The sequence below is a fragment of the Streptomyces sp. WAC06614 genome, from assembly GCF_003949795.1.
Taxonomy (GTDB): Bacteria; Actinomycetota; Actinomycetes; order Streptomycetales; family Streptomycetaceae; genus Streptomyces.
Genome location: NZ_RPRY01000101.1, coordinates 1 through 22,237 on the forward strand (window position 1 = coordinate 1; position 22,237 = coordinate 22,237).

21 protein-coding genes are annotated in these 22,237 nt (G+C 71.7%); 16 read left to right on the top strand and 5 right to left on the bottom strand.

Going from position 1 to position 22,237, the window contains the following annotated elements:
* Window positions 1–214 precede the first annotated feature (214 nt).
* Window positions 215–1,465 carry a hypothetical protein gene (locus tag EF918_RS15995; protein WP_125646186.1) on the top strand — a complete coding sequence of 417 codons (1,251 nt, stop codon included), beginning with the start codon at window positions 215–217 and terminating at the stop codon, window positions 1,463–1,465.
* Window positions 1,466–1,541: 76 nt separating this feature from the next.
* Here the strand turns inward: EF918_RS15995 and EF918_RS16000 are convergent, their stop codons facing one another.
* On the bottom strand, window positions 1,542–3,056 hold the full coding sequence (locus tag EF918_RS16000; protein WP_125646153.1) for a peptide MFS transporter: 1,515 nt from the start codon (window positions 3,054–3,056) through the stop codon (window positions 1,542–1,544).
* A 397-nt stretch (window positions 3,057–3,453) separates the two neighbouring features.
* On the opposite strand from EF918_RS16000, the gene EF918_RS16005 reads away from it, so the two are divergent.
* Entirely contained in the window at window positions 3,454–4,131 is a 678-nt protein-coding gene (locus tag EF918_RS16005) for a response regulator transcription factor (protein ID WP_125646155.1), read from the top strand.
* Window positions 4,132–4,143: 12 nt separating this feature from the next.
* A complete protein-coding gene (locus EF918_RS16010; RefSeq protein WP_125646157.1) occupies window positions 4,144–5,412 on the top strand; it encodes an ATP-binding protein in 1,269 nt (422 codons plus the stop codon).
* Here EF918_RS16010 and EF918_RS16015 read toward each other — a convergent pair.
* The gene (locus tag EF918_RS16015; RefSeq protein WP_125646159.1) at window positions 5,409–5,936 is read right to left on the bottom strand and encodes a GtrA family protein; all 528 of its coding nucleotides are present in this window, start codon (window positions 5,934–5,936) and stop codon (window positions 5,409–5,411) included. The genes EF918_RS16010 and EF918_RS16015 overlap by 4 nt on opposite strands.
* A gap of 167 nt (window positions 5,937–6,103) precedes the next feature.
* Between EF918_RS16015 and EF918_RS16020 the strand changes: the two genes are divergently transcribed.
* From EF918_RS16020 to EF918_RS16035, 4 genes are all read left to right on the top strand, one after another.
* Complete coding sequence (locus EF918_RS16020) at window positions 6,104–7,243, top strand: 5-(carboxyamino)imidazole ribonucleotide synthase (RefSeq protein ID WP_125646161.1); 1,140 nt, start codon at window positions 6,104–6,106, stop codon at window positions 7,241–7,243.
* On the top strand, window positions 7,240–7,752 hold the full coding sequence (purE, locus tag EF918_RS16025; protein ID WP_125646163.1) for a 5-(carboxyamino)imidazole ribonucleotide mutase: 513 nt from the start codon (window positions 7,240–7,242) through the stop codon (window positions 7,750–7,752). The genes EF918_RS16020 and purE overlap by 4 nt, the downstream gene beginning before the upstream one ends.
* On the top strand, window positions 7,749–8,930 hold the full coding sequence (locus EF918_RS16030; RefSeq protein ID WP_125646165.1) for a dipeptidase: 1,182 nt from the start codon (window positions 7,749–7,751) through the stop codon (window positions 8,928–8,930). Before purE ends, EF918_RS16030 begins: the two co-directional genes overlap by 4 nt.
* Before the next feature lie 138 nt (window positions 8,931–9,068).
* Complete coding sequence (locus tag EF918_RS16035) at window positions 9,069–10,091, top strand: membrane dipeptidase (protein WP_125646167.1); 1,023 nt, start codon at window positions 9,069–9,071, stop codon at window positions 10,089–10,091.
* 38 nt (window positions 10,092–10,129) lie between these two features.
* Here EF918_RS16035 and EF918_RS16040 read toward each other — a convergent pair whose 3' ends face one another.
* The gene (locus tag EF918_RS16040; protein ID WP_125646169.1) at window positions 10,130–10,498 is read right to left on the bottom strand and encodes a VOC family protein; all 369 of its coding nucleotides are present in this window, start codon (window positions 10,496–10,498) and stop codon (window positions 10,130–10,132) included.
* A 96-nt stretch (window positions 10,499–10,594) separates the two neighbouring features.
* Here EF918_RS16040 and EF918_RS16045 point away from each other — a divergent pair, with 96 nt between their 5' ends.
* From EF918_RS16045 to EF918_RS16055, 3 genes are all read left to right on the top strand, one after another.
* Complete coding sequence (locus tag EF918_RS16045; RefSeq protein WP_125646171.1) at window positions 10,595–11,086, top strand: CGNR zinc finger domain-containing protein; 492 nt, start codon at window positions 10,595–10,597, stop codon at window positions 11,084–11,086.
* 57 nt (window positions 11,087–11,143) lie between these two features.
* Window positions 11,144–11,752, top strand: coding sequence for a GNAT family N-acetyltransferase (locus EF918_RS16050; protein WP_185921760.1), 609 nt, complete (start codon window positions 11,144–11,146; stop codon window positions 11,750–11,752).
* A gap of 131 nt (window positions 11,753–11,883) precedes the next feature.
* On the top strand, window positions 11,884–12,207 hold the full coding sequence (locus tag EF918_RS16055) for a hypothetical protein (protein WP_125646175.1): 324 nt from the start codon (window positions 11,884–11,886) through the stop codon (window positions 12,205–12,207).
* 52 nt (window positions 12,208–12,259) lie between these two features.
* On the opposite strand, the gene EF918_RS16060 is transcribed toward EF918_RS16055, so the two are convergent.
* A complete protein-coding gene (locus tag EF918_RS16060; RefSeq protein WP_125646176.1) occupies window positions 12,260–13,600 on the bottom strand; it encodes a UDP-glucose/GDP-mannose dehydrogenase family protein in 1,341 nt (446 codons plus the stop codon).
* Window positions 13,601–13,749: 149 nt separating this feature from the next.
* Between EF918_RS16060 and EF918_RS16065 the strand changes: the two genes are divergently transcribed.
* The 3 genes from EF918_RS16065 (at window position 13,750) to EF918_RS16075 (ending at window position 16,987) form a co-directional block, all read left to right on the top strand.
* Complete coding sequence (locus EF918_RS16065; RefSeq protein WP_125646188.1) at window positions 13,750–14,904, top strand: acyl-CoA dehydrogenase; 1,155 nt, start codon at window positions 13,750–13,752, stop codon at window positions 14,902–14,904.
* 129 nt (window positions 14,905–15,033) lie between these two features.
* Window positions 15,034–16,116 carry an NDP-sugar synthase gene (locus EF918_RS16070; protein ID WP_125646178.1) on the top strand — a complete coding sequence of 361 codons (1,083 nt, stop codon included), beginning with the start codon at window positions 15,034–15,036 and terminating at the stop codon, window positions 16,114–16,116.
* Window positions 16,117–16,264: 148 nt separating this feature from the next.
* Window positions 16,265–16,987 carry a polyprenol monophosphomannose synthase gene (locus EF918_RS16075; RefSeq protein WP_125646190.1) on the top strand — a complete coding sequence of 241 codons (723 nt, stop codon included), beginning with the start codon at window positions 16,265–16,267 and terminating at the stop codon, window positions 16,985–16,987.
* A gap of 106 nt (window positions 16,988–17,093) precedes the next feature.
* Here EF918_RS16075 and EF918_RS16080 read toward each other — a convergent pair whose 3' ends face one another.
* Window positions 17,094–18,500, bottom strand: a complete 1,407-nt coding sequence (locus EF918_RS16080; protein ID WP_185921761.1) for an LCP family protein — start codon at window positions 18,498–18,500, stop codon at window positions 17,094–17,096.
* 106 nt (window positions 18,501–18,606) lie between these two features.
* On the opposite strand from EF918_RS16080, the gene EF918_RS16085 reads away from it, so the two are divergent.
* The 3 genes from EF918_RS16085 to EF918_RS16095 form a co-directional block, all read left to right on the top strand.
* Window positions 18,607–19,152, top strand: a complete 546-nt coding sequence (locus EF918_RS16085) for an acyl-CoA thioesterase (protein ID WP_125646180.1) — start codon at window positions 18,607–18,609, stop codon at window positions 19,150–19,152.
* A 178-nt stretch (window positions 19,153–19,330) separates the two neighbouring features.
* Window positions 19,331–20,503 carry an acyltransferase gene (locus EF918_RS16090; protein WP_125646182.1) on the top strand — a complete coding sequence of 391 codons (1,173 nt, stop codon included), beginning with the start codon at window positions 19,331–19,333 and terminating at the stop codon, window positions 20,501–20,503.
* A gap of 133 nt (window positions 20,504–20,636) precedes the next feature.
* Window positions 20,637–22,237, top strand: a 1,601-nt coding sequence (locus tag EF918_RS16095; RefSeq protein ID WP_125646184.1) for a glycosyltransferase family 39 protein, incomplete at its 3' end; no start/stop codon positions are given.

A 22,237-nucleotide genomic window follows, 5' to 3' on the forward strand; every position in this document is an offset into this window, starting at 1 on the left:
GTGCGGACAGTGGTGCTCCCGGTGCGCCGTCCGGGGTGAACCACGGCAGGACCGCCGCGGCCGGTGACCCCCTGACGGCCACGGCGGTCCTGCCGTGGTTCACCCCGGACGGCGCACCGGGAGCACCACTGTCCGCACCGACAACCGCACCGACATCCGCACCGTCACAAGACCGTCCGACGACGAAGGGACATCCGTGAAGACCCAACGGAGGATGAGCGCGGCCGGGGTCGCGTTGATGCTCGGCGGGGCGGGAATCCTGCTGGCGGCCCCACCCGCCCAGGCCGCCGAGGTCTCGTACAAGGTGGAGTGCATCCCGCCCCCCGGCGGGGGCGGACCGGTGCAGGGGACCACGACCGTGTCGATCACGGCCCCGGCCGCCGCCAAGGTCGGGGACGAGGTCGAGGTGGTCTGGAAGACCGTCAAGCCCGCTTCGAACAACACCGACCTGATGGACCTGGGCAAGGACACCGTCAAGCCCACCGGCTACGTGAAGCTGGGCGGGGCCATGGACCAGGAGGTGAAGCTGGAGGGCGAACGGAAGAACCCGCCCATCCCGAAGAAGGCCCCCATGGTCATGTCCGACATGAAGGGCAGGATCAAGCTGACCAAGGCCGGCGACGTCACGATCACGCCGGGCAAGTACGACGTGGACTTCAGCGGCTTCGTCACCAAGTGCTCCCCCAAGGAGCAGGCCGGCGCGGGCGCGACGATCAAGGTGAGCGCCGGCGGCGGGGGCGGCTCCGGCGGGTCCACCTCGGGCGGGTCCACCAGCGGCGGGTCCACCACCGGTGGAACCACCTCCGGCGGCTCCTCCGGCGGGGGCGGCGGGCAGACCGACTTCCCGGGCAAGCCCGTCGAGGTCAGCTACGACTGCGGCGCGGTCGTGCCCGGCGGCATCAAGACCCCGGTGACGATCAACGCCAAGAAGAACGGCGGCAGCTACGACCTCACGGTCAAGACCGCCAAGGGCGCCATGAACAGCCCCATGCAGCTGCCCGCCGGCGCCCTGAAGCCGTCCATGAACGTCAAGCTCGGCGGCGCCGACAGCGGCACGGTGAAGGTCACCGGCCCCGCCAACACCGAGGCGATCCCGCAGGGGGCCCCGGTCAGCCTGAGCGACATGACCGGGACCTACAAGCCCGGCAAGAGCGGCAAGGTCACGCTCAGCCCGGACCAGCTCACCATCGACGTCACGATGGCCCCGGGCAGCACGCCGATCAACGTGCCGTGCAAGGCGAACAGCAGCGGCGTCTCGCTGGAGCTGGACACCGCCGCCCAGCCGGGCGGCTCCGGCTCGCAGAGCGACGGCGGCGGCTCGGGCGGCCCCGGCGGCCTGGCCGAGACCGGCGCCGAGGACGAGGGCGGCCTGCAGGCCCTGGGCCTGGTCGCCGGCACGGTCATCCTGCTCGGCGGCGCGGTCTTCACCTTCACCCCCTGGCGGCGGCTGCGCGGCACCCGCTGACCCGCCCGCACACGCCGGACGGCCCGGCACACCTTCCGGTGTGCCGGGCCGTCCGCGCGCCGTGAGGGGACGTGCGTCAGTGCACGTTGCCCATCAGCGACTGGACCTTCTTGCGGTACATGAAGACCGCCACACCCGCGAGCACGGCCGCGGTGGCCTCCAGGCCGATGACGCCGGTGCCGTTCAGGTCGACGCCCGCCAGGGAGAGCAGACCGGTGGTGCAGTCACCCGCGGTGACCGCGAGGAACCAGACGCCCATCATCTGGGAGGCGTACTTCTGCGGGGCCATCTTGGTGGTCACCGAGAGGCCGACCGGGGAGAGGCACAGCTCACCGATGGTCTGGATCATGTAGATGGAGACCAGCCACATCGGGGAGACCTTGGTGCCGTCACCCGCCATGTTCATCGGGACGATGAAGACGAAGAACGAGGCACCGACCAGGACCAGGCCCATCGCGAACTTCACGATGGTGTTCGGCTCCTGGTTCTTACGGGCCAGCCACAGCCACAGCCAGGCGAAGACCGGCGCCAGCGCCATGACGAACAGCGGGTTCAGCGACTGGTACCAGGTGGCCGGGAAGCCGAAGCCGAAGACGGTGTCGGCGGTCTTGGAGTCGGCGAACAGGGACAGCGTCGAACCGCCCTGGTCGTAGATCATCCAGAACGCGGCGGCGGCGATGAAGAACCAGATGTACGCGGTCATCCGGGACTGCTCGGTGCCCGAGAGGTCCTTGTCGCGCTTGATGCGCGCCAGGACGGCGACCGGGATGATCAGACCGGCGAGGGTGATCGGGACCAGCGCCCAGTTCAGGGTGTACATGCCCAGGGCGATCACGGCGCCGTAGAAGACCGCGGCGGCCACGACGACCAGGACCACCTTGGTGATGACGGCCTTGCGCTCCTCGGCGGTCAGCGGGTTCGGCACCACGTTGCTCTTCGGGCTGAGGTTCTTGGTGCCGATGAGGAACTGGGCCAGACCCAGACCCATGCCGAGGGCGGCCAGGGCGAAGCCCAGGTGCCAGTTCTGCTTCTCGCCGACCGTACCGATGACGAACGGCGCGACGAAGGCACCCAGGTTGATGCCGATGTAGAAGAGCGTGAAGCCGCCGTCACGACGCGGGTCCTCGGGACCGTCGTACAGGTGGCCGACCATCGTGGAGATGTTGGCCTTCAGCAGACCGGAACCGGCCGCGACCAGCGCCAGACCCACGAAGAACGACGCCTGGCCGGGAACGGCCAGCGCCAGGTGACCGGCCATGATCACGAAGCCGGCGATGGTGACGGTCTTGCGGGCGCCCCAGACGCGGTCGCCGAACCAGCCACCGGGCATGGCCATCAGGTAGACCATGGAGACGTACACGGAGTAGATCGCCGTCGCCGTGGCCGCCGTCATGGCCAGGCCGCCACCCTGGGAGCCCGTGGCGGCGTCGGCGCCGCCCGAGACCAGGTACAGGACGAGAAGGGCGCGCATGCCGTAGTAGGAGAAGCGCTCCCACATCTCGGTCATGAACAGCGTGGCCAGGCCACGGGGGTGGCCGAAGAAGGTCTTTCCGCCGGTCTCGGCGGTCTCCTTCGTCAGGCTGGAAGCCATGGTCGATCCTTGCTTGCTCGGGACGCCGTTGCTTCGTGAGCTGGTCTTGGCGCCCGGTGAGGGGGGTCGGTACCTGGGAACGGACGTCCGTCCTCAGGGATCCACGCCACGACATGCCTCCTCGCACGTCGGGCCCGGCCCACAGGGTCATTCACGTAAAACACAGAAAAGGGGAGATCTCGGCGTGATGCGCACAAGATCCCCCGGATACTGCATTAAACGTCTCGCCACCATACGACACGACAGTGCCTGACATGGAAGGACTTGAGAGATGGATCACAGGCGATCATGGAACCGTTTTCCCCTATTCGAAGGCGCCGCGCATTCTTAGATCAAGATCGGAAAGGGTCTGCCGGGGCAGCCCAGCCGACAGCGTCCGCGGACTACCATCACCCACATGACGCGTGTACTGCTCGCCGAGGACGACGCATCCATCTCGGAACCCCTGGCCCGTGCCCTGCGACGGGAGGGCTACGAGGTCGAGGTCCGCGAGGACGGACCGACCGCGCTCGACGCGGGACTGCAGGGCGGCGTCGACCTCGTCGTGCTCGACCTGGGTCTGCCCGGCATGGACGGCCTGGAGGTCGCCCGCCGGCTGCGGGCCGAGGGCCACGGCTTCCCGATCCTCGTGCTGACGGCCCGCGCCGACGAGGTGGACACGGTGGTCGGCCTGGACGCCGGCGCCGACGACTACGTGACCAAGCCCTTCCGCCTCGCCGAGCTGCTCGCCCGGGTCCGGGCCCTGCTGCGGCGCGGCGCCGCCGAGCAGACCCAGCCGCCCGCCACCCACGGGGTGCGCATCGACGTCGAGTCGCACCGCGCCTGGATGGGGGAGGAGGAGCTCCAGCTCACCGCCAAGGAGTTCGACCTGCTGCGCGTCCTGGTCCGCGACGCCGGCCGGGTCGTCACCCGCGACCAGCTCATGCGCGAGGTCTGGGACACCACCTGGTGGTCCTCCACCAAGACCCTGGACATGCACATCTCCTGGCTGCGCAAGAAGCTCGGCGACGACGCCGCCAACCCGCGCTACATCGCCACCGTCCGCGGCGTCGGCTTCCGCTTCGAGAAGAGCTGAGCCCCTCCCGCCATGCGCCGCCGCCTGATCAACTCCACCCTCGCGGTGGTGCTCGTCGTGATCGCCGTCTTCGGCGTCTCGCTGGTGATCGTCGAGACCCGCACGATCACCAGCAGCGCCCACGACCGGATCGAGGCCGAGGCCGTGGGCCTGGTGGGCGCCGTCGAGTCCCGGCTGCTGGACAAACAGGCGGTGGACGCGAGCGCCCTGGCCGAGCAGCTCGACCCCGGGCGTTACGCCCGCATCCAGATCCCCGGGCAGGAGCCCGTCGAGATCGGGGACCCGATCGTGGACGGGGCCATCCGGGGCACCGCCCGCGGTGAGCACGGCCTGAGCGTCGTCGTCGAGGAGTCCCGGTCCACGGTCACCCGGGAGGTCGGTCGGACCATGGTGGTGGTCGGCGCGGTCGCGCTGCTGGCCGTCGTCGCGGCCGTGCTGCTCGCCGTACGGCAGGCCAACCGGCTGGCGTCCCCGCTCACCGACCTCGCCGAGACCGCCGAGCGGCTCGGCTCGGGCGACCCGCGGCCGCGGCACAAGCGGTACGGGGTGCCGGAGCTGGACCGGGTCGCGGACGTGCTGGACTCCAGCGCCGAGCGGATCGGCCGGATGCTCACCGCCGAACGGCGCCTGGCCGCGGACGCCTCCCACCAGCTGCGGACCCCGCTGACGGCGCTGTCCATGCGGCTGGAGGAGATCACGGTCACCGACGACCTGGAGACCGTGCGGGAGGAGGCGACCATCGCCCTGACCCAGGTGGAACGGCTCACCGACGTGGTGGAGCGGCTGCTGACCAACTCCCGCGACCCGCGCACGGGCTCCGCGGTCTCCTTCGACCTCGACGAGGTGGTCAAGCAGCAGGTGGAGGAGTGGCGCCCGGCCTACCGCAGCGCCGGGCGGGCGATCGTCCGCTCGGGCAAGCACGGACTGCGGGCCGTGGGCACCCCGGGCGCGGTCGCGCAGGTCCTGGCGACCCTGGTGGAGAACGCCCTGATGCACGGCGGTGGCACGGTGGCCCTGCGCACCCGGGTGACGGGCAACCAGGCGGTGATCGAGGTCACCGACGAGGGGCCGGGCGTGCCGGCCGACCTCGGCAACCGGATCTTCGAGCGGGCGATCAGCGGCCGCAACTCCACCGGCATCGGCCTGGCGGTCGCCCGCGACCTCGCCGAGGCGGACGGCGGCCGGCTGGAGCTCCTCCAGGGCCAGCCGCCGGTCTTCGCGCTGTTCCTCAGCCGGACGGCGCCCGAGCCGCCGCCGGAGCGCCCGGAGACGGTCCGCTAGGCGGCGGGGACCGGCGCCTCGGCCTCGTCCTCGGTGACCGTCGACGGGGCGCCGGCCACGGTCACCACGGTCCGGTCGGCGGTCTCCGGCATGGCCCGGAACACCCAGGTGCGGTAGGACCAGAAACGGAACAGGGTGGCCACACCGATGCCGAACAACTTGAAGACGTTGCTCTGCAGCGGGCTGTCCCAGCCGAATCCGTAGGTGGCCGTGTAGAGGATTCCGGTCTCGATGACCATGCCGATCAGGCTGAACACGATGAACAGGGTCAGCTCACGCTTACGGCCGCTCTTGTCGCGGTCGCGGTAGGTGAAGTAACGGAACCCTATGTAATTGCAGATGATCGCCACGGAAATGGCTATGACATTGGCCCGCCCCACCTGGAGATCGGTGGTGTTGCGGATCAGGTTGAAGACGCCGAGGTTGACCAGGACTCCGAGTCCGCCCACCGCCCCGAACTTGGCGACTTCACGGACGATGCCGCGAAGGCGTTCGGGCAGCGTTACTGCTTCGGGGGTACTCATCTGATCTTTCAGTCCCTGTCATCGTCCGGCGGCGGCCCGACCAATGTTAAGTGTCCGCCGATCGCAGCGTCTGTGCCTTCCGGCACTTGTGCGGTCTACACCACACCACTCCCGCTCGCGACCGGGCCTGGTCCTGATGGCCGAATACCGGCGGATACCCTGGTGGAGTGACGTTCCCGGTAGTCGGCATGGTCGGCGGCGGTCAGCTCGCCCGCATGACCCACGAGGCGGGCATCCCCCTCGGCATCAAGTTCAAGATCCTCAGTGACACGCCGCAGGACTCTGCGGCCCAGGTCGTGAGCGACGTCGTCGTCGGCGACTATCGCGACCTGGAGACCCTGCGCGCCTTCGCGCGCGGCTGCGACGTGATCACCTTCGACCACGAACACGTACCCACCGAGCACCTACGGGCCCTGGAAGCGGACGGCATCCCCGTCCGCCCGGGGCCCGACGCGTTGGTGCACGCCCAGGACAAGGGGGTGATGCGCGCCCGGCTCGACGCGATCGGCGCGCCCAGCCCCCGCCACCGGATCGTCGCCGATCCGGCGGACGTGGCGGCGTTCGCGCAGGAGGTCGGCGGGTTCCCCGTGATCCTCAAGACCGTGCGCGGCGGCTACGACGGCAAGGGCGTGTGGTTCGTGCGGTCCGCCGAGGACGCGGACGCCCCGTTCAAGGCGGGCGTGGCGGTCCTGGCGGAGGAGAAGGTGGACTACGTCCGCGAGCTCGCGGCGAACATCGTCCGCTCCCCGCACGGCCAGGCCGTGGCCTACCCGGTGGTGGAGTCCATCCAGGTCGACGGCGTGTGCGACACGGTGATCGCACCCGCCCCGAACCTGTCCGAGGAGCTCGCGGGCGAGGCCCAGGCGCTGGCCCTGCGGATCGCCAAGGAACTGGACGTGACCGGCCACCTGGCGGTCGAGCTGTTCGAGACCTCCGACGGCCGGATCCTGGTCAACGAGCTGGCCATGCGCCCGCACAACTCCGGCCACTGGACCCAGGACGGTGCGGTCACCTCGCAGTTCGCCAACCACGTCCGGGCGGTGCTGGACCTGCCGCTGGGCGACCCGCGCCCGCGGGCCCGCTGGACGGTCATGGCGAACGTGCTCGGCGGGGACTACCCCGACATGTACGCGGGGTACCTGCACTGCATGGCCCACGACCCGCAGCTGAAGATCCACATGTACGGCAAGGACGTGAAACACGGTCGCAAGGTCGGCCACGTCAACACCTACGGCGACGACCTTGACGATGTGCTGGAGCGCGCACGTCACGCAGCCGGCTACCTCAGAGGAACGATCACCGAATGAGCACTCCGAGCACCCCCGTCGTCGGCATCGTCATGGGCTCCGACTCGGACTGGCCGGTCATGGAGGCCGCGGCCCAGGCCCTGGACGAGTTCGAGATCCCCTACGAGGTCGACGTCGTCTCCGCCCACCGCATGCCGCGCGAGATGGTCGCGTACGGCGAGCGGGCCGCCGACCGCGGACTGAAGGCGATCATCGCCGGTGCGGGCGGGGCCGCCCACCTGCCCGGGATGCTGGCCTCGGTCACCCCGCTGCCGGTCATCGGGGTCCCCGTGCCGCTGAAGTACCTCGACGGCATGGACTCGCTGCTGTCGATCGTCCAGATGCCCGCCGGCGTCCCGGTCGCCACCGTCTCGATCGGCGGCGCCCGCAACGCCGGGCTGCTCGCCGCCCGGATCCTGGCCACCCAGGACCCGGACCTGATGGCCCGGATGCTGGACTTCCAGCAGGAGCTCAACGACCAGGCCACGGAGAAGGGCAAGCGGCTGCGGACCAAGGTGGCCGCCGGATGACGGACCAGCTGGCGGAGGCCCGGCTGCTGCTGGCCGAGTACCCGGTGGTCGACGGCCACAACGACCTGCCGTGGGCGCTGCGCAAGCAGGTCCGCTACGACCTGGACCGGCGGGACATCGGCGCCGACCAGAGCGCCGTGCTGCACACCGACATCCCCCGGCTGCGGGCCGGTGGGGTCGGGGCCCAGTTCTGGTCGGTGTACGTCTCCGCGGAGCTGGCCGGGGACCACGCGGTCAGCGCCACCCTGGAGCAGATCGACGCCGTCGCCCAGCTGATCGACCGTTACCCCGGCGACCTGGTGCGGGCCCTGACGGCCGACGACATGGAGGCGGCCCGGGCCACCGGCCGGATCGCCTCGCTGATGGGCGCCGAGGGCGGCCACTCCATCGACAACTCGCTGGCCACCCTGCGCGCCCTGTACCAGCTGGGCGTGCGGTACATGACGCTCACCCACAACGACAACGTGGACTGGGCCGACTCGGCGACCGACGAGCCGCGCCACGGCGGGCTCACGGACTTCGGCCGCGAGGTCGTGCGGGAGATGAACCGCATCGGCATGCTCGTGGACCTCTCCCACGTGGCCGTGACGACCATGCGGGACGCGCTGGCCACCAGCACAGCCCCGGTGATCTTCAGCCACTCCTCGGCCCGGGCGGTCTGCGACCACCCGCGCAACGTCCCCGACGACGTGCTGGAGCTGCTGGCGGCCAACGGCGGCGTGGCGATGGCCACGTTCGTGCCGAAGTTCATCCTGCCGGCGGCCGTGGAGTGGACCGCGGCGGCCGACACCAACCTGCGGGCGCACGGCTTCCACCCGCTGGACACCACCCCGGAGGCGATGGCCCTGCACCGCGCCTTCGAGTCGGTGCGGCCGCGGCCGGTGGCCACGGCGGCGACGGTGGCCGACCACCTGGACCACATGCGCGAGGTCGCGGGCGTGGACCACATCGGCATCGGCGGCGACTTCGACGGCACGGCCTTCACCCCGGCTGGGCTGGACGACGTCTCCGGCTACCCGAACCTGGTCGCCGAGCTGCTGACCCGTGGCTGGTCGAAGGCCGACCTGGCCAAGCTGACCTGGTCCAACGCGGTACGGGTGCTGCGTGACGCCGAGGACGTGGCGCGCGAGCTGTCGGCCGGGCGCGGGCCGTCGAACGCGGTGCTCGCACCGGTGTAGCTGGCCACCGGCGCGGTGGCGTTCGGGGCGGGCCGCCGGGCCACCACCCGAACGCCACATCCGCCGTGAAGGGGGCCGCGGCCCGTGTCACGGTGGCAGCAGTGTTCCCTGCTTGCCGCCGAGACCCGGAGCGAATCCATGGCCGACCTGCAGGATGAATCCGAGGCGCCCCCCTCCGTGGGAGCCCCCGAGTCCCCCGCCCCCGTGGTGGCCGGAGCCCTGGAGCGGGCCGCGGCCCTGCTGGCGGAGCATCCCGTCGCGGACGGGTGCAACACCCTCGTCTGGACCCTGCGCCAGACGCCGTACCACGACGCCGACAGCGACATCCCGCCCATGCGGTCGGGTGCGGTCGGCGCCCAGTTCTGGTCGCTGCTGACCCCGACCACCGGGGACCGGGTGGTCCCCGACACGCTGGAACTGATCGACATCGCGCACGATCTGGTCCACGCCTACCCCGACGAACTGCTGCTCGCGCTGACCGCCGGCGATCTGGCGGACGCGCGCAACCGCGGCCGGATCGCCTCGTTCCTGGGCCCGGTCTCGGGCAGCACCCTGACCGACTCCCTGGGCACCCTGCACGCCTTCCACAAGCTGGACGTGCGCAGTCTGGCGCCGGCCGGGGCGGCCTGGGCGCAGGAGGGCCTGACGCCCTTCGGGCACGAGGTGGTCCGGGAGATGAACCGCCTGGCGATGGTGGTCGACCTGACGGGCTGTCCGCCGGACGTGGCCGTGCAGATCGCCGGTGCCTCCAAGGCGCCGGTGATGATCTCGCACACGGCCGCCGCCGCGCTGACCCGCCATCCGCTGAACGTGCCGGACGAGGTCCTGCTGGCGGTGCGGGCGGCGGACGGGGTGTGCATGGTCACGTTCTCCACGGAGCAGACCGGCGACTCGCTGCACGCCGTGGCCGACCACCTCGACCACATCCGCAACGTGGCCGGGCCGCAGAGCGTGGGCCTGGGCGCCTGTTTCGGCTCCGACCCGCCGCACGGCCACCCCTCGGGCCTGACCGACCCCTCGGGCTACCCGCGGCTGTTCGCCGAGCTGCTCGACCGCGGCTGGTCCGAGCACGACCTCGCCCTGCTGGCGTGGGACAACGCGGCGCGGGTGCTGCGCGACGTGGAGTTCACCTCCCGCGCCGCCCACCACCGCAAGCCGTGACGCCGGGCCGGCCGGCCGGCCCGCCGTCCGCCCGGCCGTCAGCCGGCGCAGAGGCAGAACGGGTGCCCGGCCGGGTCGGCGTAGACCCGCCAGCCACGGGAGCGGTCCTCGGTGTCCAGGGCCTTGGCGCCCAGGGCGAGGACCTGCTCCTCGGCGGCGTCCAGGTCCGCCACCGTGAGGTCGAGGTGGAACTGCTGCCCGCCCGCGGCGGACGGCCAGGCCGGCGGGACGTGCCCGGGAGCCTGCTGGAAGGCCAGCGGGGTGCCCCCGTGCCCGGTCAGGTCGACCCAGTCCGGCGCGTCCTCGCCGGTGGCGGGCTCGCCGCCGAGCAGGGCGGCGTAGAAGGAGGCGAGGGCGAGCGGGTCGGGACAGTCGAGGACGACGGCGCCGAGCGTGGCGATGGCCATGACGAACTCCTGACGTGTTACCGGTAAGCGGCTCTTGCCGGTAACGCCGACCCTACGCGTTACCGCTTGCCGACGCCAAGAGGTAACGTCGCCGGTATGAGTGAACGCGCTCCGGCGCCCGGTGGGCTGGCCCTGGTCGAGGACCTCGTCAACACGCTCAGCGTGGACACCGGCGAGGACCGGCTCGCCGCGCGGTACGGCCTGTCCGGCCCGGCCCTCGCGGAGGCGGCCGCGCTGCGCGAGGCGCTGCGCGGCGCCCTGCTGGCCCATGCCGGCCACGCCATGCCGGCCGGCACCCGGGACACCCTGAACCGGCTGCTGGCCACCGCCCCGCTCACCCTCACCGTGGCCGCCGACGGCTCCGCCGCCCTGGCCCCGCCGCCCGGGGACGCCCTGCTGCCGCGGATCGCCGCGGCCGTGGCGGAGGCGGTCGCCGCGGGCACCTGGTCCCGGCTGAAGGCCTGCGCCGCGGACGACTGCCACTGGGCGTACTACGACCGCAGCCCGGGCGGGCGCGGCCGCTGGTGCACGATGGCCGTCTGCGGCAGCCGCGCCAAGATGCGCACCTACCGCAGGACCCGGGGCTGACCGCCCGCCCCGCCGGCGGGGACCCCGCCGGACCGTTCAAGATCATCAGCGGGCAGAATGCGCCGTATGACCCGTGCGCACCTTCCGAAGGCGGCGACGGCCGACGACGCGACCACGGTCGCCCGCGTCCTGGCCCGTGCCTTCCACGACGACCCGATGATGTGCTGGTTCTTCCCCGACGCGGCCACCCGCGAGACCGGGATGCGCCGCTACTTCGCCACGCTCTTCACCCGGCAGTACTCCCGCATCGGCGTCTGCGAGTTCACCGGGGCGGCCGGCGCCTTCTGGGTGCCCCCGACCGCCCTGGACCGGGCCGCGCCCGACGCCGACACGGTACGGGAGCTCACCGAGATCCTCGGGGACACCGCCGACCTGTTCCGCCGGGCCGCGGAGGCGGCCGGCGCCGCCGGCCCCGCGGAGCCGGCCTGGTACCTGGCGGTCGTCGGCGCCGACCCGGCCGCCCAGGGCCAGGGCCACGGCGCCGCCCTGCTGCGCGCGGGCCTGGCCCGGGCGGACGCGGACGGCCTGCCGGTCCTGCTGGAGTCCTCCAAGCCCGAGAACCTGCCGTTCTACGAGCACTTCGGCTTCCGCGTGGTCGGCGAGTCCGCGCTCCCGGGCGGCGGCCCGGTCCTGTGGGCCATGCGCCGCGAACCCGTACGCGGCTGAGGACGGCCGAGCTCGGCCGCCGCGCGGCCCGATCGACAGCCCGCACCGGCCGGGTGACGATGGAAGGGGCGCGGTTCCCGCGCCCCTTCCCCGGGGCATCGCACTCCTTCGACTCCCGTCCGGGAGGAAGCATGACGAACCGACGCCTCCGTCGACTGCTGGCCGTACCCGCGGTGGCGGGCGTGCTCCTGGCGGCTCCCGTCGCCCTCGGCGCGGCCTCCGCCGCGGCCGCCGTCCCGGCGGCCTCCTGTTCCATCTCCGGCGTCCTGCCCAACGGCAGGGTCCACCTGTCGGGCGGCGGCTTCCTGCCGGGGACCGCCTACCTGTCCTCGCCGCAGGGCTGGGGCGGCACCGTCACCGTGGCGGCGAACGGCGGCTTCAACGCGCCGAACGTGCACCGCGCCGACTACACCGTCTCGCAGGGCAGCACCCAGACCCACTGCTACGGCTACTGACCGGGGCGGACCGGGCCGCCCGGCCCGGTCCGGCCGGCAGAGACGGCCTGGGCTAGGCCCGCGGCCGGCCCATGGCGCGGTAGGTCCAGCCCGCCGCGCGCCACAGCTCCGCGTCCAGGGCGTTGCGGCCGTCCAGGATCAGGCGGTCCGCCACTGCCTTGCCCAGGGCCTGCGGGTCCAGGTCGCGGAACTCGCGCCACTCCGTCAGGTGCAGCACCACGTCCGCGCCCTCGACCGCCGTCATGGCGGAGTCGGCGTAGGCCAGGGTCGGGAAGACCCGGCGGGCGTTGTCCATGCCCTTGGGGTCGTACACCGTGACCTGGCCGCCCTGGAGGTGGATCTGCCCGGCGACGTTGAGCGCGGGGGAGTCGCGCACGTCGTCCGAGTCGGGCTTGAAGGTGGCGCCGAGGACGGCGACCCGCTTGCCGAGGAAGGACCCGCCGACCGCCTCGCGCGCCAGCTCCACCATGTGGCCGCGCCGGCGCATGTTGATCGAGTCGACCTCCCGCAGGAAGGTCAGGGCCTGGTCGGCGCCCAGTTCGCCCGCCCGGGCCATGAACGCCCGGATGTCCTTGGGCAGGCAGCCGCCGCCGAAGCCGATCCCGGCGCGCAGGAACTTCGCGCCGATCCGCTCGTCGTGGCCGATGGCCTCCGCCAGCTTCACCACGTCACCGCCGGCGGCCTCGCAGACCTCGGCCATGGCGTTGATGAAGGAGATCTTGGTGGCGAGGAAGGAGTTCGCCGCCGTCTTGACCAGCTCCGCGGTCGGGAAGTCGGTCACCACGAAGGGGCTGCCCTCCGCGACCGGGGTCGCGTACACCTCGCGCAGCACCTTCTCGGCGCGCTCGCCGCGCACGCCCACGACGATCCGGTCGGGGTGCAGGGTGTCCTGGACGGCGAAGCCCTCGCGCAGGAACTCGGGGTTCCAGGCCAGCTCCACCGCGTCGCCGGCCGGGGCCAGTTCCGCCAGGCGCGTGGCCAGCCGGTCCGCCGATCCCACCGGCACCGTCGACTTGCCGACGACCAGCGCCGGCCGGGTCAGGTGCGGGGCCAGCAGCTCCACGGCCGCGTCGACGTAGCTCATGTCGCAGGCGTACTCGCCGTGCTTCTGCGGGGTGTTGACGCAGACGAAGTGCACGTCGCCGAAGGCGCCGACCTCCTCCCAGGAGGTGGTGAACCGCAGCCGGCCCGTCGCGCCCGGCAGCCCCGCCACGTGCGCCGCCAGCAGTTCCTCCAGCCCCGGCTCGTACATCGGGACCCGGCCGGCGGCCAGCATCTCGATCTTCTCCGGGACGATGTCCAGCCCGAGCACCTCGAAGCCCAGTTCCGCCATGGCCGCGGCGTGGGTCGCGCCGAGATAACCAGTGCCGATCACAGTGATCTTGGGGGCCATGGGTACTCCATAAGGTGGCGTGCGGTGTGCGGGCCCGAGCATAGTCGGGCGGGTTGTCACCAAGCTCACGCGCGCGGCCCGTACCCCTACCGGGGAGTCGGCCATAGGCTTGGGTTACTTAACGGTAGTTAGCATGGGGAGTGAGCACTTTGGCCGGTTCCGACTTCGACCTCTACCGCCCCGCCGAGGAGCACGACATGCTCCGCGAATCGGTCCGCGCGCTGTGCGAGGCGAAGATCGCTCCGTTCGCCGCCGCGGTGGACGAGGAGGCCCGCTTCCCGCGGGAGGCGCTGGACGCGCTGGTCGCCAACGACCTGCACGCCGTCCACGTGCCCGAGACGTACGGCGGTGCCGGCGCCGACGCGCTGGCCACCGTGATCGTCATCGAGGAGGTCGCCCGCGTCTGCGCCTCCTCCTCCCTGATCCCGGCCGTCAACAAGCTCGGCTCCCTCCCGGTGATCCTCTCCGGCTCCGAGGACCTGAAGAAGAAGTACCTCGGCCCGCTCGCCAAGGGCGACGCGATGTTCTCGTACTGCCTCTCCGAGCCCGACGCGGGCTCCGACGCGGCCGGCATGAAGACCCGCGCGGTGCGCGACGGCGACTTCTACGTCCTCAACGGCGTCAAGCGCTGGATCACCAACGCCGGCGAGTCCGAGTACTACACGGTCATGGCCGTCACCGACCCGGAGAAGCGCTCCAAGGGGATCTCCGCCTTCGTCGTCGAGAAGTCCGACGAGGGCGTCTCCTTCGGCGCCCCGGAGAAGAAGCTCGGCATCAAGGGCTCCCCGACCCGCGAGGTCTACCTCGACAACGTCCGCATCCCCGCCGACCGCATGATCGGCGCGGAGGGCACCGGCTTCGCCACCGCCATGAAGACCCTGGACCACACCCGCATCACCATCGCGGCCCAGGCCCTCGGCATCGCCCAGGGCGCGCTGGACTACGCCAAGGGCTACGTCCAGGAGCGCAAGCAGTTCGGCAAGCCGATCGCCGACTTCCAGGGCATCCAGTTCATGCTCGCGGACATGGCCATGAAGATCGAGGCCGCCCGCCAGCTGACGTACTCCGCCGCCGCCAAGTCCGAGCGGGTCGACTCCGACCTCACCTTCTTCGGCGCCGCCGCCAAGTGCTTCGCCTCCGACGTGGCCATGGAGGTCACCACGGACGCCGTTCAGCTCCTCGGCGGCTACGGCTACACCCGCGACTACCCGGTCGAGCGCATGATGCGCGACGCCAAGATCACTCAGATCTACGAGGGCACCAACCAGGTCCAGCGGATCGTCATGGCCCGCAACCTGCCGTAACCCACCGTAGCCAACACTTCTGCAACGCCCTGGCCGGAGGCGGCCGCGAGCAGCCGCCTCCGGCCTTCGCACGTCTCCGGGTGGGCTAAATTTGTGTCTTCGTACGCCCGGATCACATGGGGAGAAAAAATGACGGAAGCGATCCTGCTGGTCGGTGGGCAGGGGACGCGACTGCGCCCCGTCACGGTGAACACCCCCAAGCCGATGGTCCCGGCCGCCGGAGTTCCCTTCCTCGCCCACCAGATAGCCAGGGCCGCTGCCGCCGGTGTCACGCACATCGTGATGGCCACCTGCTACCTCGCCGAGGTCTTCGAGCCGTACTTCGGTGACGGCTCCGCGTTCGGCGTCCACCTGGAGTACGTCGTCGAGGACGAGCCGCTCGGCACCGGCGGCGCCATCCGCAACGCCGCTCAGCGCCTGACCGGCGGCCCCGACGAGCCCGTCCTCGTCTTCAACGGTGACATCCTCACCGGCCTCGACATCGCCGGCCTGGTCGACTCGCACCGCGAGGCCGACGCCGACGTCTCCCTGCACCTGGTCCGCGTCGAGGACCCGCGCGCCTTCGGCCTGGTGCCCACCGACTCCGACAACCGCGTCCTGGCCTTCACCGAGAAGCCGCAGACGCCCGAGGAGATCGTCACCGACCAGATCAACGCCGGCTGCTACGTCTTCCGGCGCTCCGTCATCGACTCCATCCCGGCCGGCCGGCCGGTCTCCGTCGAGCGCGAGACCTTCCCCGGCCTGCTCGCCTCCGGCGCCAAGCTGCACGGCAAGACCGAGGACACGTACTGGCTGGACCTCGGCAAGCCCGAGTCCTTCGTGCAGGCCTCCGCGGACCTCGTCCGCGGTGTCGTCGCCTCCCCGGCCGTCCCCGGCCCGCGCGGTGAGGCACTGGTGCTCCCCGGTGCCGAGGTGGCCGCCGACGCCAAGCTGTCGGGCGGTACCGTGGTGGGCGCCGGCGCCCGGATCGAGTCCGGGGCCGTCGTCCGCGGCTCCATCGTGCTCGAAGGGGCGACCGTCGGGGCGGACACCGATGTCAGCGCCAGCCTGATCGGTGCACGGGCCGTCGTGGGTCCGCGTACGGTGTTGGACGGCGCGGTCGTCGGCGACGGCGCGCTGGTAGGGGCTGACAACGAACTGCGTACCGGGGTGCGGGTGTGGTGCGAGGCAGAGCTGCCTCCCGCCTCCCTCCGCTTCTCCTCGGACCGGTGACCCCGGACCGCCAGGACCGGGACCCGCGCAACGACCGACTTCAGTGAGGCATAACCCTGTGATAGGCGAGCACAACTCCCGTCGCGAGACCGACGCCGCGACCACCGCCCTGCCCGAGGCGTGGGCCCGCACCCCGCTGACCGTGGTCATGCCCACGTACAACGAGGCGGGCAACGTCCCGGTCATGGCCGAGCTGCTGATGGGCCTGGACCTGCCCGGTCTGCACCTGCTCATCGTCGACGACTCCTCCCCGGACGGCACCGGCCGGATCGCCGAGGAGCTCGCGGAGAAGTACACGGCCGAGGACGGCACCGCCCGGATGTCGGTCCTGCACCGCACCGCCAAGGACGGCCTGGGCCGCGCCTACGCCGCCGGCATGAGCAAGGCCGTCGAGGACGGCGCGCAGTACGTGCTCCAGATGGACGCCGACGGCTCCCACCCCTCCGGCAAGGTCGCCGAGATGCTGGGCGTGGCCATGTCCACCGGCGCGGGCCTGGTCGTCGGCAGCCGGTACGTCCCCGGCGGCACCCTGTCCGACGCCTGGGGCGCCCACCGCAAGCTGCTGTCCCGCTGGGCCAACGCGTACGCGTCCACCATCCTGGGCACCCGCGTCCGCGACATCACCGGCGGCTTCAACCTCTGGAGCGCCGAGGCCCTGCGCGCGATCGACCTGGCGTCGGTCGGCAGCGCCGGCTACAGCTTCCAGGTGGAGATGAAGTACGCGGCCCTGCGCCGCAACTTCCAGGTGATGGAGGTCCCGATCCACTTCGAGGACCGCACCGTCGGCGAGTCCAAGATGAACCTCGCGGTGCAGCTGGAGTCCGTCGTCATGCCGTGGAAGCTGCGCGCCCGCGCCCGCGGCGTCCGCTGACGCACCGTACGACGGACGCACCGTACGACGGACGCACCCTACGCACGACGCCGAAGGCCCGCCGGGAGGATCCGGCGGGCCTTCGGCGTACTGCGGGGAGCGGGCGTCACCGGTTGCCGGTGACGGTCACCTTCTCGTCGTTCTGGATCTGCTTGACCAGCTGCTGCACCTTGGCCTTGTCCCAGACCAGGTTGCCGCCGCGCTCGCCGGAGATCGGCATGTTCAGCGAGGTGCCGCCGCCGGAGCTGATGCCCTTCATCGCGAAGAACATGTCCGCCAGGTCGAACAGGCCCATGTCCTGGTCCACGATCAGCGTGTCCAGGCCCGCACCCAGCGTGGGGTAGAGCTTGAACGGATTCATGATCGTGCCCGGTGTGGCGGCCTGACTGGCCAGCGCCGAGAGGAACTTCTGCTGGTTCTTCGTGCGCGCCAGGTCCGACTCGGCGAAGGCGTAGCGGGTCCGGACGAACGCCAGCGCCTGCTCGCCGTTGAGGGTCTGCTTGCCGGCCTGGAAGTCGGCGCCCGACTTCTCGTCCTTGAAGCCCTTCTCGATGTCCAGCTCCACGCCGCCGAGCGCGTTGACGATGTTGGCGAAGCCGGCGAAGCCGATCTCGGCGTAGTGGTCGATGCGCAGGCCCGTGTTGTGCTCCACGGTCCGCACCAGCAGCTCCGGACCGTCCTCGGCGTACGCGGCGTTGAGCTTGACCCGGCGGCCCTGGGCGGGGAACTTCTTGCCCGACTGGGAACCCACGAACGAGGGGATCTCCACGTCCGAGTCGCGCGGCAGGGAGACCATGGTGTTCCCGCTGGAGCAGGCCGCCAGGATCATCATCGAGTCGGTCCGCTTGCCGTCGGCGGAGCCGGTGTGCAGCTTCTTCTTGTCCGCGTCGGACAGGCCCTCGCGGCTGTCGGAGCCGACGATCAGGTACGTGGTGCACTCGTCGTCCTTGGGCCGGTCGATGACCTTGGACAGGTCCACCTCCCGCCGGACCTTGGAGTCCGCCCACACGTACGTGCCGATCGTGGTCACCAGCAGCGCCGAGACCAGCACGATCGAACCGATCTTGATCCGCTTGCGCCAGTCCGGCGCCGGACCCGGCCGCCCGGGACCGCCCGGCCCGCCGGCCCCGCCCGGCCGCTGCGGGGGAACGCCCGCGCCGCCGCCGGGACGGCCCCCGGAGGGGCTGCCGTAGACCTGACCGGTGTTGTACCCGCTGTCGTAACCGTCGCCGTCGTAGCCCTCCGGCCCCGGCGACTGCTGCGGCACGCCCCGCGGGGGCGCGGCCGGCCGGCGCGGGGCGCCCTGGGGCGCGTACGGGTCCTGCTGACGGCCGTACGGGTCCTGGGGGTGGCCGTACGGGTCCCGCGAGGGCCGCGGCGGCTGCGCGGGGCGGCGCGGCTGCTGCCGCTGCACGTGCCGCAGCGGCTGGGAGCCGTCGGGCTGCGCCTGGGCGCTGCCGCGGCCGTAGCGGTCGTCCCGGTTGTCGTTGCGCCCCTCGGGCCAGTCACTCATGGGCACAAGGATGCCGAACCGGCCAGGTGCTGCGACAGCCCGGGCGGGGGTTCGTACCGGTGCTGTTGCAGAGCTGATGCCCGCGCGGGCCACTTAAGGTGGCTGCATGACAGAAATACCGGACGAGCCGGACGCCCTCCCGGGCAAGCCGACCTCCGCCTCGCGCACCACCCTCTCCCACATCATGACCAGCCACGACACCAACCTCCTCGGTACGGTGCACGGCGGCGTGATCATGAAGCTGGTGGACGACGCCGCCGGCGCCGTCGCCGGCCGGCACTCCGGCGGCCCCGCCGTCACCGCCTCGATGGACGAGATGGCCTTCCTCGAACCCGTCCGCGTCGGCGACCTCGTCCATGTGAAGGCCCAGGTCAACTGGACCGGCCGGTCCTCCATGGAGGTCGGCGTCCGGGTCCTGGCCGAGCGCTGGAACGAGTCCACCCCCGCCACCCAGGTCGGCAGCGCCTACCTGGTCTTCGCGGCCGTGGACGCCGAGGGCAAGCCGCGCCGGGTCCCCCCGGTCCTCCCCGAGACCGACCGCGACCGCCGGCGCTACCAGGAGGCCCAGATCCGCCGCACGCACCGGCTGGCCCGGCGCCAGGCGATCCGGGAACTGCGCGAGAAGCGGGCGGCGGAGGGGCTGGAGGACTGATCCGGGCGTCCGGGAGGACGTGTTTCGGGTCACGGAAGGGGCGGATGCCGGGCTCCCTGTGTAGGGGCCGCGTTAGTGTCACGTCCAGGCACGTTAGTGTGCCCTGTCGGACGCCCGAACGGGCATCGTGTCGGCATCCGTCCCCGGATCCCGGAACCCCTGCGGAGTAGCGCCCTTCATGTCCACCGTCCTGCCGCCCCGGTCCCCCCTGCACGAGGCCGCCTCCGGCGTACCCGCGCAGGCGAACAACTCCACCCCGCGCAGGCCCCGCCTGTACGTGCTGGACGGACTGCGGCTGATCGCGGCGCTCTCGGTGGTCGCCTTCCACTGGGCGGGTGTCAACATCCACCCGGAGGTCTGGGGACAGAAGCCGCAGACGCTGATGCCCGACACGCACCGGTTCGCCGCGTACGGCTGGATGGGCGTGCAGCTGTTCTTCCTCATCAGCGGTTTCGTCATCTGCATGTCGTGCTGGGGGCGCTCGCCGCGGGACTACTTCACCTCCCGCGTGGTGCGCCTGTACCCCGCCTACTGGGCCGGGATCGTCATCACCACGCTGGTGGTGAACTTCGCGGCCACGGTCCGCCCGAGCCGGCACCCGATGAGCCTCAGCGACGTGCTGACCAACCTCACGATGCTGGAGCGCCCGCTCGGCGTCACCGAGGCGGACGGCGTCTACTGGACCCTCTGGATCGAACTCCGCTTCTACCTGCTGTTCGCCGTCGTCGCCGTCATGGGGCTGACCTACCGCCGGGTGCTGGCCTTCTGCGGCATCTGGGCCATCCTCGCCGTGATCACCCCCGGCGTGGACAGCAAGCTCATGGACACGGTCTTCATGCCGCAGGACGCCCCGTACTTCATCGCGGGCGTGGCCATGTACCTGATCTACCGGTTCGGGGTGAACTGGATGCTGATCGGTGTGGTCGGGTTCTCCTGGCTGATCGCGCAGAACCGGCTGCACATCACCGTCGGCGGCTACGAGTACGAGGTGCACCACACCCTGTCCTGGCCGGTCATGGCGTTCATCTCGGCCGCGGCGTTCCTGGTGATGCTCGCCGTGTCCATGGGCGCCTTCAACTGGATGCGCTGGAAGTGGCTGACCGTCGCCGGCGCCCTGACCTACCCCGTCTACCTCCTGCACCAGGAGCTGGGCTGGGCCATGATCCGCTGGGGCCGCGACCACGGCATCGCGCCGTTCCCGCTGCTGGCGATGTGCCTCGTGGTCATCCTGGTGCTGGCCTGGCTGGTCCACCGCCTGGTGGAGCGCCCGCTCTCGGGCGTCCTCAAGCGGCTGCTCGACGGCGCCCGGGTCACCCTGCCGAAGACCGACCCGCCGGTGCGCAGGGCGTAGCCGCGGTTCGGCAGCGCAATTGTGCCCGTTCGGGCACCCTGATCTACCCTTTCGTGTCGAGCTCGGTCCGGATACCCCCAAGTGCCGAGGCCACTGACGGCATCAGCCCCGCGGGACCGGAAGGTACGAGCACATGACCAGCAGCAGCACGGCGGTCGCGCCCGGAACCGGTGCCGGGCGCCCCGGCCCGGCGGGCGGACCCGCCGCTCCGGCGGCCGCCCCGGCGTCGGGCCTCGCCCGGTTCGACCCGCTCTGGGCCGCCCTGCTGACGTTCGCCGTCGCCTGCGCCGGCGCCGGCGCCGCCCAGCCCTGGCGGGACGAGCTCGCCAGCTGGAACGCCGCCCGGCGCGGCACCGGCGACCTCGTGGAGATGCTCGGCAACGTCGACGCCGTCTCCGGGGTCTACTACCTGCTCCTGCACGGCTGGGTCGCCGTGTTCGGCGACTCCCCGGCCATGCTGCGGATGCCCTCGGCACTGGCCATGGCCGGCGCCGCGGTGTTCGTGGTGCTCACCGCCCGCAGACTCTTCGACCGCCGGGCCGCGGCCTTCGCCGGGCTGCTCTTCGCCCTGGTGCCCGCCGTCTCCAAGTACGGTCAGGAGGCCCGCTCCTACGCCTTCGTGGTGCTGGCCGTGGCCGCCGCCACCTGGCTGCTGATACGCGCCCTGGAGCGGCCGACCGTGGCGCGCTGGGCGCCGTACGCGGTGGCCGTGGCCGCCGCCGGGCTGTTCCACATCGTCTCGTTGCTGGTCCTGCTGCCGCACGGCCTGATCGTCCTCGGCCGCTGGTGGGGCACGCGGTCCTGGCGGCTGCTGACCGGCTACGCCCTCACGGTCGTCGTCGGCCTGCTGCCCGTCGTCCCGCTGGTGCTGCTCGGCCAGCGCCAGGTGGGCCGGCAGATCAGCTGGCTCAAGGCCCCGCACCTGCGCGACCTGGCCGGCCTGTGGAGCAACCTGACGGCCTCCCCGCTGGTCTCCTTCGCCCTGCTCGCCGCGGCCCTGCTGCCGCTCGCCTGGAACCGCGGACGCCGGCCGGCCGCGGAGCTGGCCCTGGTGGCCGCGCTGCCGATCGGCGTGGCCTGGGTGATCTCGCACGGCTCGACCTCGTACTTCCTCGACCGCTACCTGCTCTTCACGCTGCCCGCCTGGATCGTGCTGGCCGCGGCCGGCCTCGGCGCGCTGCGCCCGCGGCCGCTCGGCGTGGCCGGCCTGGTGGTGCTGGTGGCGCTCGGCGTCACCGACCAGCGGCACCTGCGCACCACGTACGCCAAGGACGGCACGGACGGCAAGCGGGTCGCCGACGTCATCGCGAAGGACTACAAGCCCGGGGACGGCTTCGCCCCGGTCCGCGGCGCCGACCGGGTGTTCATGATCGACTTCACGGTCGAGTACTACCTGCCCGAGCGCGTGAAGCTCAAGGACGTCTTCGCCGAGCGGTCGGCGGTGGCGAGCGACGACCTCTTCCCGGTGGAGTGCGAGCAGGCCGCCCGGTGCGCGGACGCCCTGAACGGCACCCAGCGCGTGTGGGTGGTCACCTGGAGCGGGACCCCCAACCCGTACCACAAGCTCCCCGAGGCCCAGGAGAAGGCGCTCAAGGACCACTACAAGCCGGTCCGCACCACCAAGCTCGGCAACCTCCAGGTCACCCTGGCCGAGCTTGGTGGTGCGGACCGGCTTGTAGTGGTCCTTGAGCGCCTTCTCCTGGGCCTCGGGGAGCTTGTGGTACGGGTTGGGGG